General features: G+C 53.0%; 14 protein-coding genes. 2 read left to right on the forward strand and 12 right to left on the reverse strand.

Annotated elements, in window-relative coordinates:
• Positions 1-60 precede the first annotated feature (60 nt).
• On the reverse strand, positions 61-2430 hold the full coding sequence (locus RE6C_RS13380) for a heavy metal-binding domain-containing protein (protein WP_008657310.1): 2370 nt from the start codon (positions 2428-2430) through the stop codon (positions 61-63).
• 71 nt (positions 2431-2501) lie between these two features.
• Complete coding sequence (locus tag RE6C_RS30370; RefSeq protein WP_008657311.1) at positions 2502-3404, reverse strand: anti-sigma factor; 903 nt, start codon at positions 3402-3404, stop codon at positions 2502-2504.
• Between the two features lie 262 nt (positions 3405-3666).
• Here RE6C_RS30370 and RE6C_RS13395 point away from each other — a divergent pair, with 262 nt between their 5' ends.
• Complete coding sequence (locus tag RE6C_RS13395) at positions 3667-4152, forward strand: secreted protein (RefSeq protein WP_008657314.1); 486 nt, start codon at positions 3667-3669, stop codon at positions 4150-4152.
• Positions 4153-4190: 38 nt separating this feature from the next.
• Positions 4191-4529: a VOC family protein gene (locus RE6C_RS13400; protein WP_008657315.1), complete on the forward strand. Its 339-nt coding sequence runs from the start codon at positions 4191-4193 to the stop codon at positions 4527-4529.
• Positions 4530-5284: 755 nt separating this feature from the next.
• On the opposite strand, the gene RE6C_RS13410 is transcribed toward RE6C_RS13400, so the two are convergent.
• The 10 genes from RE6C_RS13410 to RE6C_RS13470 form a co-directional block, all read right to left on the reverse strand.
• Positions 5285-6346, reverse strand: a complete 1062-nt coding sequence (locus RE6C_RS13410; protein ID WP_236618188.1) for a tyrosine-type recombinase/integrase — start codon at positions 6344-6346, stop codon at positions 5285-5287.
• Positions 6347-6460: 114 nt separating this feature from the next.
• Entirely contained in the window at positions 6461-6826 is a 366-nt protein-coding gene (locus tag RE6C_RS33505; protein WP_236618198.1) for a hypothetical protein, read from the reverse strand.
• An 881-nt stretch (positions 6827-7707) separates the two neighbouring features.
• A complete protein-coding gene (locus RE6C_RS13425) occupies positions 7708-8604 on the reverse strand; it encodes a hypothetical protein (protein ID WP_039961971.1) in 897 nt (298 codons plus the stop codon).
• Positions 8605-9283: 679 nt separating this feature from the next.
• Positions 9284-11269 carry a WD40 repeat domain-containing protein gene (locus RE6C_RS13435; RefSeq protein WP_039961974.1) on the reverse strand — a complete coding sequence of 662 codons (1986 nt, stop codon included), beginning with the start codon at positions 11267-11269 and terminating at the stop codon, positions 9284-9286.
• A 751-nt stretch (positions 11270-12020) separates the two neighbouring features.
• On the reverse strand, positions 12021-12320 hold the full coding sequence (locus RE6C_RS29485; RefSeq protein WP_052034959.1) for a hypothetical protein: 300 nt from the start codon (positions 12318-12320) through the stop codon (positions 12021-12023).
• A 58-nt stretch (positions 12321-12378) separates the two neighbouring features.
• Positions 12379-12786, reverse strand: coding sequence for a hypothetical protein (locus tag RE6C_RS13450; protein ID WP_008657325.1), 408 nt, complete (start codon positions 12784-12786; stop codon positions 12379-12381).
• 58 nt (positions 12787-12844) lie between these two features.
• The gene (locus RE6C_RS13455) at positions 12845-13180 is read right to left on the reverse strand and encodes a YkgJ family cysteine cluster protein (RefSeq protein WP_039961975.1); all 336 of its coding nucleotides are present in this window, start codon (positions 13178-13180) and stop codon (positions 12845-12847) included.
• A 3-nt stretch (positions 13181-13183) separates the two neighbouring features.
• Positions 13184-14206, reverse strand: a complete 1023-nt coding sequence (locus RE6C_RS13460; protein ID WP_008657327.1) for a DUF932 domain-containing protein — start codon at positions 14204-14206, stop codon at positions 13184-13186.
• 229 nt (positions 14207-14435) lie between these two features.
• On the reverse strand, positions 14436-14753 hold the full coding sequence (locus RE6C_RS13465) for a hypothetical protein (protein WP_008657328.1): 318 nt from the start codon (positions 14751-14753) through the stop codon (positions 14436-14438).
• Positions 14754-15042: 289 nt separating this feature from the next.
• Positions 15043-17751: a hypothetical protein gene (locus tag RE6C_RS13470; RefSeq protein ID WP_236618189.1), complete on the reverse strand. Its 2709-nt coding sequence runs from the start codon at positions 17749-17751 to the stop codon at positions 15043-15045.
• Positions 17752-17941: the final 190 nt, after the last annotated feature.

The following is a 17941-nucleotide window of genomic DNA, read 5'->3' on the forward strand; positions in this document are numbered from 1 at the left end:
GGCTCGGGCCGGGTTGCTGTTGCTTCGTTCATCATCAAGTTGAAAACTCGAAGACCGACATTAGCCGTGGTTGTGTTTGTCGTGTTCGCCGCCACGGGGCGGTGGAGCAGTAATCAACGGCGCGACTTTGTCGGCGCATTTGAGCATCGACCCTCCGTAATAGGGATTACGAACAGTGTCATTGCTCTGCAGCCAGGTCGCTCCGCGCCCATCAAACGCCATCGGGCAATGCAGCTCAAACAACTGACTGCCGCTATGGAATCCAAACATGCGTTGGATAGTGATCAACTCATCAGATAGCAGTGCAAACGCGGAACGCATTGCTTCCAAATCAGTCGCCTTTGCTAACCGAGCAGTGATGGACGAAAGGCTTCGCGTCTCCGATGCCCATCGCTTTGCGACCACGTCATCAAGACCGCTTGTGTCGATCGAATTGAGGCTCTGATGCAGTTGATCGACACCACTGGCAGCCGTAGCGACTTTGTCCGATGCCAACCCATCGCCGATCGCCAAATACGCGGGCAACAAACGGTCTAGCTGTTGTCGAAAAGCCATCGGCACATCCAGAGTCTCTTCGGGCATCTCATGCCCAGCATGTGAAATCCCGAACATTTTCTGTAGCCGCATCGCATGCTCCTTGGTCACCAAAGTGACGCGATCCGCATCTTGCAAGCTCTGAATGTCTTGCCCCTCGACCGAGTCGTTTCTCAGCAACATGGCAAACTCTCGCCATTGGGCTCCCATATCACCCGATAACGCGTTTCCGTCCACGGCTGCAACTCGCTGCCCCACCATTGCAAAGGCGTCACGGATCTTGCTCAGCTCTGCCTCCTCGATGGCGGCTTCGACTGACTTAACGGATTCAAGAACTGCCAGCATCTGTTGGCTCACCTTGGGCGGCAGCGACATTTGCGAGTGGTCGGTCATTGCGTCGCCATCACCCTTCGGCATCGCGTCGCCGCCATGGTTGTGACCGCCGCCACCTCCACCGCCTGAGGGCGTCATCATGGATGGTTTGGCGGAGATTTGCAGAGCGCTGTCGAGCTTGAAGTTGCCATTGGTCACGACCAATTCACCTTCCTTCAAACCGGATTTGACAAGGTAGTAATCTCCGGCGCGAGGGCCTAAAACGATCTCGCGCCCTTCGTAGGTTGGTTCTTCCGCGTCAGGAACCTGGACGTAAACAATCGCACGAGTCCCGGTCAAAAGGGCGGCCGACACGGGAATCACAAGCGGCTTCGCCGTATCGCTTGGTTCTGCAGTCACGTATCCAAGCGATTCTGCACGCACCAACGGCATCCCGCAAATATCGCAATCTCCCGGTTCGTCTTTGACAATTTCCGGGTGCATTGGGCTGATCCACTTGCCAGCCAACGATGCATCCAACACGCGGCCACCGGCTGCAATTTTGGATCGAACAATCGCCCGCACGAACATTTCTGGCTTCAGTCTTCCATCCTCGTTCGACACGTTCACGCGAACCTTAACGGTTCGGGTGTCCTTGTTCAAAACTGGATCGATAAACGCGATCTGTCCCTTAAAGACTTCACCCGGGTAAGCCTCTGTCGTGAATTCAACTTCCTGCCCATATCGAAGCCAAGCGAGGTCTGACTCGTACGCATCCATTTGCACCCACAGATGACTTAAATCTGCAACGGTATAGATGCGATCGCCCGTACGAACGCGGTCACCTTCCTGGCGAAGTTTCTCTACGACGATTCCGCTAGCTGGTGAGTAGATCGTTAGGTGCTCAGTTGGCTTGCCACGTTGTTCGATTCCCTGGATTTGCCCTTCGGTAATTCCAAGCAGCCGCAGTTTCTCGCGCGCGGATTCTGCTAGGTCGATCGGTTTGACGAAACGAGACGACGAACGGCCCGCGTTCGACTCTAGCGCCGCGATCAATTCCTGTTGGGCCGTGTACAACTCTTCGCTGTAGATGTACGCCATGTGATCACCCTTGTTGACTTCAACCCCCGTAAAGTCGACATAGAGACGATCCAATCGTCCGGAAACCCATGCAGTGATGTGCGCCAATCGCGTTTCGTCATATTCAATCTTTCCGACCATCCGCACATCAGCAGTCACATACCGACGTCCTACCGGAACCGTCTGAATGTTCATCAGCTTCTTAACGTCCGCGTTGATCGAAACAGTACGAACGCCGCTCGCCGACTTCTTCACAGGCACCAAATCCATGCCGCAAATGGGACAGCTACCGGGGCCGTCGCGTCGAATTTGAGGATGCATCGAGCAAGTCCAGATTGCCGGCGCATTCGAGGCGTGCTCAGCCACAACGCCTTGGGAACCCGCTGACGAGTCCGACGCCGATGGTCCTCGCAGCCACCAAGCAAACGCAAAGCCGATCGCAAGAAATGCGATCGCTTGCAGGAACCAGGCCTGTGAGAACAGTCGTTTTAGATGTTGTTTCATTGTTTTCTTTGTGAGTCTTATTCTGGGTCTGGGAGACGGGAGTTGAAGCAGTCAACCTCCTTCACTCCCCATCAGCTCCTCTTAAACCAATCGACCAGTGCCGTGACTTCTTCTTGGTCCCTTACACCGACAGCCGTCACACTCCGCGAGCCCTCTCGCCATGTCGCTGCGATGCTTGAATCGAGATCGACTAGACAGCACTCCTTATCGCCGCACATCGCCATGCTGGAGGCTCGGTCCCCAAACCAGTCAACCTCTTCGTCGTCGTGTTCAAACAGTACCAACGTCGAACCATCCTGACGTTTGCACACCGCCTTCACACAAGTGCAGCACGGCATCTTCAAAACACTTGTCGATGCGAGGGAATAGCCCTGTGGCAAGCCGTCAGCAACGGCCGGCCGATAACCGACCAGGTGGACAGCCTCTTCCGGAGCGACCACTTTGCCGTCGTATTTGTCCAGCAAGAATTGTTCCGCTTCATCAGGGTTGTCCGGAAGCGCCCGCAGGTAGTGATCCATCGTCGCGACGAATTCTTTACTGTGCCCATGATCAATTTCGGATATCGAATCGTGACGCGATATCCAAACGCTTAAGCCGAGCACCAGGAGCATCGAAGCGGCGATCGCGAGACGCTGATACGTCGCCCGACCCCAACGTCGATTCGGCGAGCGATTTGCATTTGCACCGGAGGCCAACTCATCAGCAGGGGCAACAATTGACAAGGGCTTTACCTTGCCAACGCTCTCTGTCGCGTTGTCCGCGTCGAGCTCTCGAACAATTTGCCCCCAAACGTTCGGCGGAACCAGTGGGGCGGCGGCACCTGAGAAAGCACCACTAAGCTGCTCGTACTCGGTCAAAGCCCTCGCGCATGACTGACAGCCCTGCAAATGTTCCGCAACAGCAGCGCGCACATCAACCGACAGCTCGTCGTCGTAAAACGCCGAGAGCAAATCTTGAGTTTCGTTACAGTTCATAAACCATGCCTGCGACCTTTCGTGGTCCGTGCGTGAAAACGAGTTCCGCGCGGTCTGCCGTGTTGCATCGAGAACTCGTCAAGTGTTGGATACCTCTAAACTGCGGTTCCTTCACGATTTTCAGCGATTTCGCACGAAACGTCGATGCTGGCCCCATCTTTTTCAGAATTCCGCTGGAAATCGTGAAGAATGGCACGACGCAAAGCATCTGAATCGGCATAAGCATCTTTCCGACGCCTTTTTCGACGAGGAACCCAGAGTCATGACTTTTCTGAAGTGGATGTTACCCATCGCAGCAGTCGCCATGCTCACAATCGGATTCGCAGGCTGTGATTCGTCGCAGGTTCAACCAGCCGACGATGCCGCACCCGCAATCGAGATGGAGGGCGGAATGGACCACGATTCCTTGGACCATGACGCGATGGACCACGACGTGATGGACCACGACGAGCACGCGATGCACGACCACACATCCCACGCGGGGGGAGACGCAACTGAAGAGATTCCGGCTCCCGAGGCGAAGTCCGACATGGACAAGATGTTGGAAACGCTGGCCAGTTTCTCGGAAGAGGACAAAGCTTCGGCGATGAAGCAGCACTTCTGCCCCGTGAGCGGAGAAATGCTTGGCGTGATGGGCAAGCCTGAAAAGATGGAAGTCGAAGGCCAAACCGTCTGGATCTGCTGCGATGGCTGCAAAGACAAACTCCTCGCCGACCCCGAAAAATACATCGCCAAAATCAGCAAGTAGATTCACGCACTCGAAGACCTTCTTTAGGAGTCTCCGTTTTGGACTTAAAGAACACTGGTTATGACGTCGCATACGACCATATTGGAATTCCAACTATCCATCCCAGCGAAGGCGAGGTTTATCAAGCCGACATTTCTGCGCATGTCTACCGAGTCGGAACGGATGGGTTGCGGATCGAAAAGATTCGATTCGATACCGACGCACCGTTTCCCCAGGACGTCAAGACACGCCCCCACATTGCTTTCAAGGTAGACGATTTAGCTGAAGCAATTTTCGGAAAGCAAATCGTAATGCCGCCAACGGAATTCAAGCCCGGAATCCAGTTTGCTTTTGTCGATATCGAGGGAACACTGATCGAGTTTTTCAAGATCGGCTAGCAAACGAACGTATGTCCGTGCACGTTGCTTCAAATCACTTCGTTTGTTTTCTCCAGATCAGTTGGCTCGCAGCCGTGAGCCCTCAAGGGCGATGTGGAGCATCGGAAACGACTGAACTTCGTGGTCAATTCTAAGTTCCACATCGCCCTTGTCGCTTGCGAAGCCGTTTCCATGGAACCATTTCCAATATCAATCGAAAAACGCATAAGCCGCGGACTGCAGCGTTTGAATTTCCACGGCATCTACGCGACGCATCTCGGTGCCGGCAAGATTACGCTAGTTTGCACCAACAAGGATGCAAACGAACGTGCTCTAGCGGTTGCTGCGGCGAAGACAGTTCCAGGTGTCACCGAAGTAAGTATGCAGAACGGGAAGCCTTCCTGACGAGCAAGATACTGTGCCTGAATGCGACACAGCAGAACTTTTTGTTCGAGTCCCTTTCGATGCCGATCAAGAAACTCATCCATTTTTTGTAGAAAAACTTCCGAGACTTCGGGTCAAATGCGGCACAAGAATCGAGGCTGGTGAGCGATCGAATCGTGTTCTGAAACTTTCGTCGTGGATTGACGCCTAGCAGCAAATACTTACAGTGCAACTCTGGATGATGGTTGAGCGCGACGTTCAAGATGCATTCCATGCAACCTTGCGACTGTTCATTGACGACGTGCGTGCTGAGCCCTGGACGCCACCATACGACGTTCGAGGGTGCTGTTTCAACATTAACGGACAATACGACATCGCGATTGAGTCGGCTTCTACACAGAGATTCGTTCCACGATGTTGCGGGTGACTTTACGATTCCGTCTGTCGTAAAGCCTCGTGGTCCGTGGATCGGCGTGACCTGCAAGGTTTTGAACGTCTTCAAGGGGGACGCCCTGACTGAGTAAATCGGTAATGGTTGCAACTCTGAATGAGTGCGGGGACAGGCGTGCCGGTAGGCAAGCGTCTCGCATTCGTCGTTTTACCATTCGTGTTATGTCGCCCGCGGTCATCCCATTATGCGTGAGCTTTTTGGTCTTTCCGATCGTCGTACGAAACAGCGGATTAGATTTGTTGGCGTATTCCATCTCGCCTGCGGAGAGATAGGCTCGGACGAACTGCTGCAGGTCGTGGCGAACGGGGATTTCTCGCGACTTGCCGCCTTTCTCGGCGAATCGCAGGCAATACTGATCGCCGACATCGTAAAGGTCACCGCGCCGAAGTGAGGCAACTGCTCCAACCCTAGCCGCCGTGTAAATCATGATGGCGATAATGGCACGATCTCGTAGGCCGACAGCGTGGCTTGAATCGAGCGATTGCATCAGCCTACGAGCCTGCGGAATGGTTATTTCTGGAGTCTTTCCTTCCATGACTTGCAGTCGATCACCGCGAACTGAGTGGGCTGGGTTCAGCATCGTGACGTGTCGCGTCACAAGCGTGTCGAAGAAGTGACGGATGGCAGAAAGATGTAGCTTCTTCGTCGCCGGTGCATAGTCTAACCCATCAAGGTAGGTTCCCACGTCGCGGGGCGAAATAGACGGAAGCGGCGTGCTTAGGCCTTGACAGTGATCAAGGAATCGCCGAATTGCTCTTTCATAGGCCGCTCGCGTGTGTGGATTGCGAATCTTTCCGTAGATGAACTCTTCCCATGCAAACTGGGCCGCTGATCCGGCTCTCTCGACGAGAACGGGCAGTGTGCTTTCCCGTTTTGTTGCAGTTTTCGGGGCCGATATTCGTGCAGGTAGATACTCGGTGCTAAAAGCATCTGCTTTGTCAACTATTTTCTTCAATGTCTTTTCATGCCGATGGTCGCTATATCTAACAACCCGTTGGCTCATGATTCTCGTCAGTAGTTCAGTCGTTGGTGAGTAGTCACCGGCTTCCAACTTAGCGCACAATAACGTCCTTTGTCACGCACTAAACGTTGTCGGCATATCAGCGAAGGAAGTGGGCTAGGCAACACACTGAAAGGCTTGCTCCATCACATTCGTCGCGTGATTGGACGCGAGCGATTTCGGTGTCGATATTCGGATGACTCCTTGGGGGTAGCTGCTGAACGCAACGCCGTGCTTCCGGAACCGATCTCCGAGCGATTGACCATCCGATTCTCGGTGCAGCGGGTTTTGCGACTGGAGCAACAGAATCCCGCTGCGCAGTGATTCATCAATGTCCAGCACGTTCCAAGGCGTGCCGTCGACGCATTGCTCTAAGGTATTGAGGTTCTTTTGTTGACGCTCGAGTTGTTCTTGCAGATGCTTGCTTTTCGTTCGCTGTTCTTGGATTGCCGCATTCACATTGAAGAGTGGAGTGATATTCACGGTCTCCAAGTACCGACTCACGGAGTTTCCGCCGATCTGTTGGCTGAATCTAAGCAAGGGATCTTCGAGTTCAGGAAAATGCCCTGATTCAAGAATTCGGCGAAGCTGCTCAGCCACGATAGGACGTCCGCAGATCGCTACGCCAAGTGGATTCCCGCCTCCGAGCCACTTATGGCATCCCGTAATCGTCACATCAACGTGTTTCGTTGGTGATGGTTCAGGGAGCTGGCAAAAGCTTTGAGCTGCATCAACGAGAACGAAACGAAGTCGACCGCTCGGTTGTAATCGTGAAAGAAGCTCCGAAATTGGCAGGCGAATTCCTAGATTGGTCACTGCCGGCAGAAAGATACCGTCGCAGTCTCGATCAAGAAATTCGACGGCGAGCGTTTCTACTAGTGATTCAGCCGTAAGCCCTTTATCGAAAACCGCCGAATGGACTTCCGCGACAGACACTCTCTGCCCACTCCGGGCAGCTTCGTCGGCGACGACATGTTGCCAGTGAGGCCAATTCATGTCGCAGGTCAGCACGTTACGGCACGCTCGAAACATGATGCGAGAAGCAATCCTTACGAGCTGAACTGATCGGCTCGCAAGAAAGACGTTCTCCGGGTCGGAGATCGAAAAGTGTTTGGCGAATTCACGCTGAAGCGACTGGATCCCATGCCAATGCTGAAACGAGGGATACTGCGTAAGGCGTTCCTCCGGCCAGGCATCAGCGCCATTTCTGAAGAGATTCTCGCAGTACAGCGACGGATCGTCGACCAGAAGCCGATTTACGTCGAGCTGAGCCTGAGATGCGGCCGCACACGTCCTGCCCAGCCTCGCGGTGTCTAAGTAAAGAACTGACACAGAGAGTACCTTTGAGTTGCGGTCTTTAGATCCTACTCTCCCAGGCTGAATCGATCCAGTATTTCCGCGTAAGGGGTCGCGTAGACGTTTAACCTGTTCCAGTTCGACTCCGCAGCGCGAACAGAATCAAAATCGAAGTCGAGCGTGAACTTGCTTGTTCGACGATCGGAATCGTCGAATTCCTGGGTTCCTGTGGCCGTGAAACCATAGATACCGATGTCGCGCAGTAACTCCGGCTCGTCTAGCAAATCAGACTTGCGCACCAATCGAATATAGACTCCGTTGACCGATTGCTCGTGAATCCATTGCCTGAGCATTTCCGTAGGCAGATCATCATCAGGTGGCCAAAGCTCATTCGTCACGATGACTGTTCGCTCGATCGTGACAACGGAACGAGCAATGAGGTCGAAGTTCAGTTGCATGCTCTGCAATCCAGCTCCGTCTTGCCAGTACGACGTATTCTTTACCAGAGCAACCGACCGATAGACGAGCACGCTCGGATCACGCAGCAATTGCTCGTAAACAAGCCGCCACGCCTCAGTACCCTGGAAAACGATTTTACCGTCTCCTATCTCAGTGAGTTTTTCCACAGCGACATCCAATTCTCGCAGCGCCGACTTTCGGTAGTTGGGCTCGACCCGTCCGCTGACACGAAGCATCTGACGCGATATCGCCCGATAACGCTTAAACACTTCTGCGTCATGCGCAAGGAAAAACGGAGTCTCAAGCAGTGTGGGATCACGAGATCTGTTCTCTCGCCACCGCATCAGCAGCAGGCCCAAACAGAGACTTGCAATTGTTCCGAAAAATGTCAGCGTTAGCACCCGTGAGTTCAGCCATGCAACGCCCACCGACACCAGGCAGCCTGCAATGGCCACACTGGCGGGCAACCACCATTGAGAAGGGCTGATTTGAGCGGGTTTTTCCATGTGGCCAACCGTACGACAGTTTGGCACCGATGACAAGCGTCGAAAGTAGCTGTGATCAGGTGCCGACCTATGATCATCGTTGCCTGAACCAGTCCATCACCAACTGATTACATTTCTTGACGTGAATTTGATCTTGTTCACGATCAGGCTGTCGTTGCTCCCATTCGCCTGGCGTTTTGGTGCTACGCACCCAGCGGAAGTAGCTTGTTCTGGTCCAGCGAAAACCGATTTCGGGGCCGTGTACGGTTGCGCGAACCGGGCCGCTCTTACATTGAAAAAGTAGAATTGGTTTTCCTGAACTTGTATTTGCCACGAGATCCTTCACAGGCGATTGATTTGCAAGTCAAACAGAGTGTCACAGTTCCACATAGACCGGAAGCGATGCGATATGACAAACCTTGGCTGATGATGCCGGAGTGCAGGGTGATCGCGACCGGACAACCAGTCTGAAACCGTTCGATTCTATTCAGCAGTCGAATAGCCTCAAACTGCCAGGAGTGTCTGTAGACACACTATTCTCCGATGACCGTCTCGTCCGCCGAACTTTTAAACCAGACCAGCACGGACCATCTTTGAGAGCATCTGTTTGGCAGCACAGATTCTGATCGGCAAAGCATGAAACCGATTGTTGATTACGTTATCGACTCTCCGTATGGAACAGCGAGGGCGTCCCAATATGCTACTTGCGAACTTTACGCAAATCCCAAAGCATCGTTTTGCCGTCACGACTGGCCGAGGCGAGAATTGATGCCTTGGGGTAAAAGTCCAGCGACTCGACAGAACCTTGGTGACCTTTCAGGTTGACTAGTAGCCGGTGGTTGTTGGCGTCCCAGACTCGAATGATCCCGTCTCTGCAACCAGCAGCAAGCAAAGATCCATCTTTGCTCAATCCGAGACTCGCTACCGGGCTCTCCGTGCGCAATTCGGATAGTTCAAGGGTTTGCAGATCCCAACGTTGGATGCGAGTGCGCAAATATCTCGCCGAAAATGCACATTGGCCATTGCCAACAAAGCAATCCGGGATCGTATCTGGCCCCTGAACTAAGAGCTTCAATGGGTTAGCATTCCAAATCGAGAAACCCGAAAGCACTTCACTCTTGCTAAGAACCGTTAATGCTGCGCCAAAGTCTCCTTTCACAACGCCGGTGCGCATCCCGGTCTGCGCATCATACAAATGGCAGCGCCTTTTGGCCGATAGAACGAGGGTCTTTCCACTCTTGGAAAAAGCGAAATCGGATGGATATGGCCAGTCGGGCTGCGTTTCATCCGAGATGGTGACAAGTCGCTTTTCTTTGTCATCCCAGAGTGCGAATATGTTCTCGCCCTTGATTAGGATCCCCAGCTTGCTTCCGTCACCATTGAAAAGCAGTTTGTCGGCGTGATCATCGCGAAGTGCTGGCAAAGCCTCGACTGAAATTGTTTGGGTTCTCTTTGCGGTCTTAGGGTCAATCATCACAACCCGATACTCGTAGCGAACGTACTTTTGGGTTCGCTGGTCACTGCGGTTGACAGTGCCGACAACACTGTCTCTCGTGCTGCCTGTAATTCCCATCGCAAGAGAATTTCCCTGAGCGGTCGCCTCCGAAGTTATCGGTTGTCGGAAAGCCATTGCCAATTGGGAACCGTCAGGCTTCCAGACGAGGTGTAGATGTCGCTTAGTTTCCGAAGACTCTTTGTCGTCGTACTCCGGATGCGTCGTATGCTCAGTCCGTGGACCGAGAAACCTGGTAGTCGCCGCCCCGTCCCAGATCTTCGGGCCTCCCTTGTAATGAGTCGTGCCAATCAAACCTCCACCAATGTCAAAAACCTTGTGGGCATAGATTTTAGGAACGACAACATGGAAATCAAAAGTTGCTGGATCAACGAACTGGATGTCCTCACCTAACAACACCAAATGGCCACCATCCGTTGACCAGAAGACGTGTTTCGCATAGTCGCGTGCGAACATCTTTCGCTGGATTGGCAGCAACGTATCCGCATTGAAGACCCCAACTCCTTCACGTCCAAGCACGCTTCCTACGATCGCCAAGCGTTCTTCATCGGGCGAGAACGCTGCGCTCTCTACATGTGATACGTGTGCTCCCGATCTGGCGACACGCTTTCCCGTCGCAACGCTCCATGTCTCAACATTGCCATTTCGGATAAAAGCAACGAAGTTGCCCTGAGGTGAAAAGACGACTTCGTTTGCTCGTTTATCAACGACAATTCGCGACTTCAGTAACGCTGTCATCTTCGGATACTGAAAGATTTGGTACCCACCGTCAGCGTGTTCGCAAAGGAGTCGCTTTCCGTTAGTTGAAAACTGGATTGGTTTCCAACTGAATGCAATTTCAGTTTGCTTTAGTGTCTGACTTCCGATATCGAACCGTTCTAGTACGTTGAGACCGTTTCGGTTGTTGTTCCTAAGAAGTATGTGGGCATCAGCGGTGTTAATCGCCAAGTTATCAGCTGAATAATCGAGGCGTTCCGCTACTTCTCCGGTTGAGGTATCCCAAACGTAGATCTCGTCGTATCTAGCGCCGACAATCCACTTACCGTCGGATGTCGCGGCCAACGTCCGAAGCTCATCTTCTTCATCCTCAATGCGAAGCTTGTGGTGCAATTGAGCCTGAACCAGATTAACTGCAAAGACAACAATCAAGAAAACGCGTAACCAAACTGCCATTAGTGTTTCCCTCAGTGAGTAGTCTATCGATGAAGATAAGCTTGAGCGGTCGCATCGTGCAAACAGAGCCAGCATAGATTGCGAAAGAATAACAGATGGTAACGGTGAAGGCTCTTTCTGTGAGGTTGGAACTCTGGTGAATTGGCAATCATCGACAATCGGCGGAAGCGGGGCTAAACGTTTGTTACGGAAAAAGCCGCACGGTTCGCATCAAGATTGCGTTTGTCCAGCGAAGTCGCGGGGATTTCATTTCATTCCGTTGTATTTGCTTGACTCACTTGGGGAGTCATGGGGTTGACCGGAAGCGATGCGGTATGACGAACCTTGGCTGATGATGCCGGGTTGCAAGGTGATCGCGACCGGACAACATGTTTCAACCCGTTCGTTAGATTTCAGTGGGTGAATCGGCTCACACTGTCAAGAATGTCTGTAGGCCCACTATTCCCCGTCGGCCGTACGGGCCGTCTTGTCCGCCGCTCTCTAAAGCCAAAGCAGGACAGTCAGGTTCGCACGGCGAAGCAGGATGGTAACTCGATAAAACCTTTTTCGATCGCATCGCTTCCGTGTGGCATAGAAAGCCAAACGAAACCGTCGATGGTTCGTAACTCTCGCAAATAGGAAGGATCATCGTTGTGAAATTGTGGTGGCCGGCGGTCTTGAACCTGAGTAAGAACCGTGGTCACCATCCGTTCTGTTCAGCGAGAGCTGTTGGAACGCGGTTTTCATTCACCTTTGAGTGCAAACGAATTTTCTAGAAGGACGCTTTATCGTTGCTTCCTTCATCGGACTCAGTGTTGCCGCTCTCGGAAAAGATCCAAGTGTGGCACTGGTCAAGGACCTTGGCGACAAGCGGTAGGTCGTCTCGTCCAAACGAACTGGAGTCCTTCCAATTCTCACCGTCCTTGTACAAGCGACTGACGGTCACGTTGAATCGTGTTCCATTAGCCGTTTCGTTTTCCCAGATGGCGGATCGAATTCGTCCCAGACGAATCTCGTGGACCGGACGTACGGGCGACTTCTTCGACTGATTTCGTTGTGTGGCAGTAGCCATAACAAACTTCTCCAAACAGGAACAAAAGAAACTTTGCTGACGAACATCGTCAGGCAGGTCACGAATCCAAATCTCTCTTGCGACAGACTGGACAGTAACCAAGAAAATTTTCAGACATCCCCGCGGGAACATATTGAAAATGAGACCAGCCCTCTTCGAGAGCATCGCAGACAGTTAACGGTCCTTCGTTGTTGCAATTCGCGCAAGTGAGCGTGAACGGGACCGAATCGGGAATACCGGCCGGGTTGTCCAGGACCTCGTTGGCTCGTTTGAGTGCAAACTTCGCAGCAGCAAGGCCAATCATTTGATTCCAGTCGGCTCCGAGTCGAAGTGTTCCCATCGTTTCCGGCGGGAATCCGTCGTTCGACAGCCACTCAAGCAGTGCCTCGGCAAGCTCGAAAACATCAAGCCAGTTGCCATCAGACCACTCTCGTATCAAAGCGTTCCAGGTCACTTGCGGGTCCATGATCGAGCCATCGCTCTTTCCTTTTGTTAGTGCGTGAAAATAGCGCCGAGTACAACGCTCACGAGAGCGAAATTGCACTTGGCTCAAGAAGGGGAATGCCAGCATCAAGTCGGCATTGTTGACAATCGTCGCTACCCGCTTCGTAGACCACGCAAGCCGAAGGACGCGTCGTGTAGATACCGCACCGATTATCGTCGCGAAGAAAAACGCACCCGCCATTGCTCACGCAATTCAGGTAGCCGACTTCGCCATCGAAACCTGGTTCACGCAGCGGATTCATTTGCTCCGCAATGCGAGGGTTCCTAAGTGTGTCGACCTCGTAGATGTCGACCAGCTTGCTGCGACAACACGCACCGCAGCCATCGCACTCATACACTTCAGTTAATGTCGCCATCGTTCAAGCCGCCAGTGCGAGAAGTTGACCGATCTTGGAATCCAGCTCCACACGGTCGCCCGCATAGTTGACTCGTTGGCTCACCTTCGTGAGTGCATCGACCAAAGCAAAGATTGTGAAGGCACCGCGTTTGCTGGCGATCTCCATCGCTTCGCCAATCAGGCCGCGGGGGATGTTTTCCGCCGAAAGCACTTTGGAAACTTCATCTGCGTCATTCCCAAGTCGCTCGCTCATTGCCTTCTTCATCACGGTTGCGAACGAATCTCGACGCTCATCACGACGAGCGACCAACCGTTCCAGAATCGACCGAATCTCGTTGAGACCTTCACGAACATTCGCCGTGTGCTTGCGGCTGAAATCTACGACTTCGGTTGCATCCCACACAATGTGGTTCTGGCAAATTCGCTGAAACCAGAACGTCTGAATTCCGAGTGAACGTTTGCCGACTTCGCTATTCCAGACGAAGAATCCAGGCGCGAACGCCTCTCCATCAATTTCCGCCCATCCAGTCGGATCGATGAGGAACGCGAACATGTCCTGCTCTCCGCAATACAGTCCGCTCCCGGCACCGTCCATCGCCGTCTGCGGTGGAGTGAAATCCGAAGCGAATTCGTTGACTACGTCAAGCAGTTCCGAATTCCAAAGTCGCGTGTATGCCGCACCGTGAATGGAGCGTACCATCTCACCCGTTTTGAGGAACTGAAGTGGCTTGCCGGATGAAGGAAGAGTCTCTTCCAACGCTCGGCTCGCTGTTTTGCGACTCAGTCGGTTAATCGTGTCTTTACTCACACTTGCCATGCGACAAAGCTGCGAGAAGGACCAATCAACCATGGAAAGTTCACCGCCGTCATCGCCCTTCAGGATCGTCAAATCATGAGACAGCGAAAATTCACCGGGTCTTTTCCAAAGCTCGGTTGATTGCTGTCGCTGCTGGTTGCAGTGAGCGTAGAGTTCTTCATAAGTCGCAAAGACTTCGTCTGGACCTCGCCGGAACAGTTCATTGTGGGCCGTGTTAAGTGTGGCCATTGCTAAGCACCTCTGACGTGAGAGAAAATATCGCCGGGCTACAGTGGCCCAGCATTGGGAACGCCCCATCGAGCGATCGCTGGACCGGTAACCACGCGGTTACTCAGCAGAATTTCAAAAACCTTTTTGACCACCGACCTCTCTTAACGAACGGATTGCATGAACAACCTTCGTCAAGTGAGAAGCGGTAACGCACACCCCGTGCAGTTGAGTTGAGAGAACAGCTAGATCAACTATTCGATTCAATATCACGTTCGTCAGGAATTGTCACGTACTCGTAGATCCAATCTGGATGGCAAACTTCAGGGTGCGAGATTCGTCCAAGATCGGAAGCCAGCCGGTCGAGCCAAGCAAGTGCTTCAACTTGGTCGCCTTCGCGAAGCTTTTGCTGAATGAAGCGTGCATGGTGTGGGGCAAGAACCGCCCAGAAACAAAGGGCATTTTCGCGACCAGCTCGTCGATGCATGAAAGGCAGTGCATGCTTTTCCTCTAGCACGAGTGCCTTCAATCCTGATAAATTTGCAAGTGCGATCCATGAATCATTCATTCAAGAGTCGTACCACGATTCGACTACGCGATGCAAAAAAAGTTTCTGCACAAACTGCGAGTTGAGATGATGGCTTGTTTCGACAAGCAGAAAAACTACGTTTCGTGCTGTCAATTTGAGGCTGCTTTCCTCGGAGCCGGTCATCGTTGGGTTCACCCGCTCCGCGCCCGACGATGACGGGCGCAGAGGACAGCAGCTATCGCGCCGAGTAATCCGGAACTCGATCAAGGTTCGTTGCTTTCCTTGGTGAGCGTTGGAAGCTTGGGTTTGGCACCTATTGGGGAAGAGTCTATTTGGCAGCGAGAGCGAAGCCGCACAGGACTGCGATTCTGATGACGGGTGATTCATGCGACTCCGCCCAAGATTGTAGTTGCTCGTGGGACGAGCTCGCTTTTCGTCGGGCACGGGCAACGGCCTCCCATGCATCGGCACGATAGATGGGAAATTTCACTGGAATCTGCTGGGCTTGCTTCATCGCTTGTTCCCACTGTCCATCGTTCGCTAAGGCTCTGGCAAGCTCAGTTCGGGGCCGGCTCGCATCACCAAACCATTGCACGCTTCCCGTAGCTAGGCTTGACTCTGCGAGTGCCAACTCTCCGGCTTTGGCGTCCGCAAGTGCGAGCATCAGCTTAATTGCGTTGGGCGCTCTGCCCGAATTGATCTCACTAACCGCCGTTCGCCGAGCAGTTCGATAATCGTCGATGCTTGCTCGTTCCGCGTACAGGATCGCCAGCTCACCGTAGGCGCGAGCGATATGCCATGATTGAGTGCGATCAACTATCCTTCCTCTTTCGCCGAGCTTGATGATCTCCGCTTTCAATCCTGGAATATCGTCACTCCATGCGGCAATGACAGAGCGAGCGAATGCTTTTGGCGCGTCATGAGACGGCTTGAACGAATCTGCTCCAACCCCCGTGCGGTCGCGAAGTCGATTGGCAGTCGCCTCGAGGTGAAGGAAATTCAAGTTTAGATAGGTGGAATTGCCGCCGCTAAATCCTGCTGCGTTCGCAAGGTAGAGCGACGTATCCATTGCTCCCGTTGCGTCACCAAGGTCCGCTTGCAATTCTGACAAATGACGTAGGCAGGCAACAATCCTCCCAACGAGATAGGTTTCTTGCTTTCGGTGGTTGCTAGAGGACGAATAGTAGTACGTTCCGTCGTATGACCGTTTTGCAGCGGGCCTAGCGTCCCAAATCCTAGTCCAGGTTTGAAAGCAGCGGTTGTGAATCTGCTTCACCGCGTTGCGATAGTTCGCTGTCTGACCAAGATAGTGCGATGTGCGAGCTATTTGAAGCCACGCAAATGCCGCCTCCGCTGAGTCTTCGATTCGCGAAGCGACTTTCTCCGCAGCCTGTACAAGTTCATCAGATGATTCCAGATTTGGTCGTTCCGTTTTGAGTTGATCTCCCTCGTCCTTAACAACGTTCGTTGGAGCGACTAACGCGCGAGCAATCCCTGCCATTGCCGAGGCACGCTGAGACGCATGAGGCAACTCGTGAATCCAATTCAATAAATCCAACAGACTTTCACCCAAACGCAATTGATGTTCGACGTAGCCAGCAACCGCTGTGACGCCATAACGAACTTGACCACCAGCGGCCAATACTGACCGTACGTTTGCCGCGGGCACATCTTGTGGCGAATTTGAAAGCACGCGAAAGAGGATTGGTGCCCGGATTTTAGGATCAGGGATATTGTTTCCCACGATTAACGCCGCGCGGTATCGTCGTCGAAGAATGTTGGCGGTCGCGAGGTGTCCGGTGTAACGATAATTGGGTGAGCTTTGGTGATCGACGGACGCAAGAATCGTTTCCGCTTCAAACATGGCGTTGAGAAATGCGCGTTCGTCGGCGTGTCTCGCGGCAGCCATTGCGGCGTGCATGTAGCCCAAACAAATCGTGAGTTTGTTGTTTCGATTGTATCCAATTCGTTCCATTTGTTCGCACATCGCGATGATCTGAGCAGGTGGAGCTGTCCAGGCTGCTGCACGACACCGCTGAACCAATATGTATCGCTCGCGGTCTTTGGAGTTGTCGTTAACAATCAGGGAAGTGGACTGGTCAATCAAGGTCGACGCCAGCGATTCACTTCCCAGCTGTCTGGCAAGCCCCGACAGATTCGCGAGGTACGAACTACGTGACCAAGGGTGGGAGACTTGACCGCAAAGCTGTTGGGCTTCAGTGATTAGCCGCTGAGAATCATCAGAAGCAAAGCTCTCATGCTGGCAAACGTCAATCGTTGACTCGATCGCTCGTTCGACCGTTGTCATTCGAGCAATCGAGTCCTTGGCCTGGCGAATCGCTTCTCGTGCCTCGGCATCGTTGCCTGTGAGTTGCCATGCTCCGGCAATTGGTAGCCAGCCTTCGGTGAAACCCGATTCATCTGGCGATGCAGACCTCATTTTCTCAGCAGCTAGGTTAAGCCATTTCTCTTGTGGAAGCTTCCGGAGCGATTCTTCCAACTTCGATAATTCCGTATGATCGGGATTCTTCCGACGGAAAGCGATAAGCGAATCCAATTGATCGCTCAGGCTTCGACCTTTCGCAGTTTGCCGGAACTTCTGATACCGAATATCGGGTATCTGCTTTTGCAAGAGCGACTCGGCTTCGCTGGTCGTTGCAATAATGGCTTGCGGGTCATCTGTGGCACGTGCGGACTCAAGAAGCGATTGAAATTCTGTCCACTGCGGACTGCTGTATCCCGCTGGGAAATCGGTTTCCACTAACACTTTGAGTTTGCGTTCCAGAGACTCCAACACCCTCTTTGCTTGTAACGATACTTCGGCGGATGGTTCCTCAATCTCTTCCGGGAGTGGAGCGGGTGTGCCTTTTGGCATCGCCGGAGCCATCCCCATGATGGCTTTGACTTGCTCGCGAACTTCGGTGTACTCGCCGCCTGACGCGACGTCTTCTTCCTCGACTTCGACGACGTCTTCGAGAAGTTTTTCATTCGCCGCGTTAGATGAGTCATTCTTGACTCCCGGCTCGAGCTTCTGCACTGGACGTTCCGTTTCGGAAGAGTCCGAGTGCGAATCGTCAGCAGTCGCGTGAAGATCGATTGGTGGGGGCGCATCGTCACGCTTCAACATTCCATAGGTATGGAAAATGAACCAAGCAATCGCGATGCAAGTTACCGCTTTTGCAATTGTACGTTTGCGCCGGTTCTTCGTCTGTTTTTCAACCCAGTCC

Origin of the sequence: Rhodopirellula europaea 6C, assembly GCF_000338295.1 — a bacterium.
GTDB lineage: Bacteria > Planctomycetota > Planctomycetia > Pirellulales > Pirellulaceae > Rhodopirellula > Rhodopirellula europaea.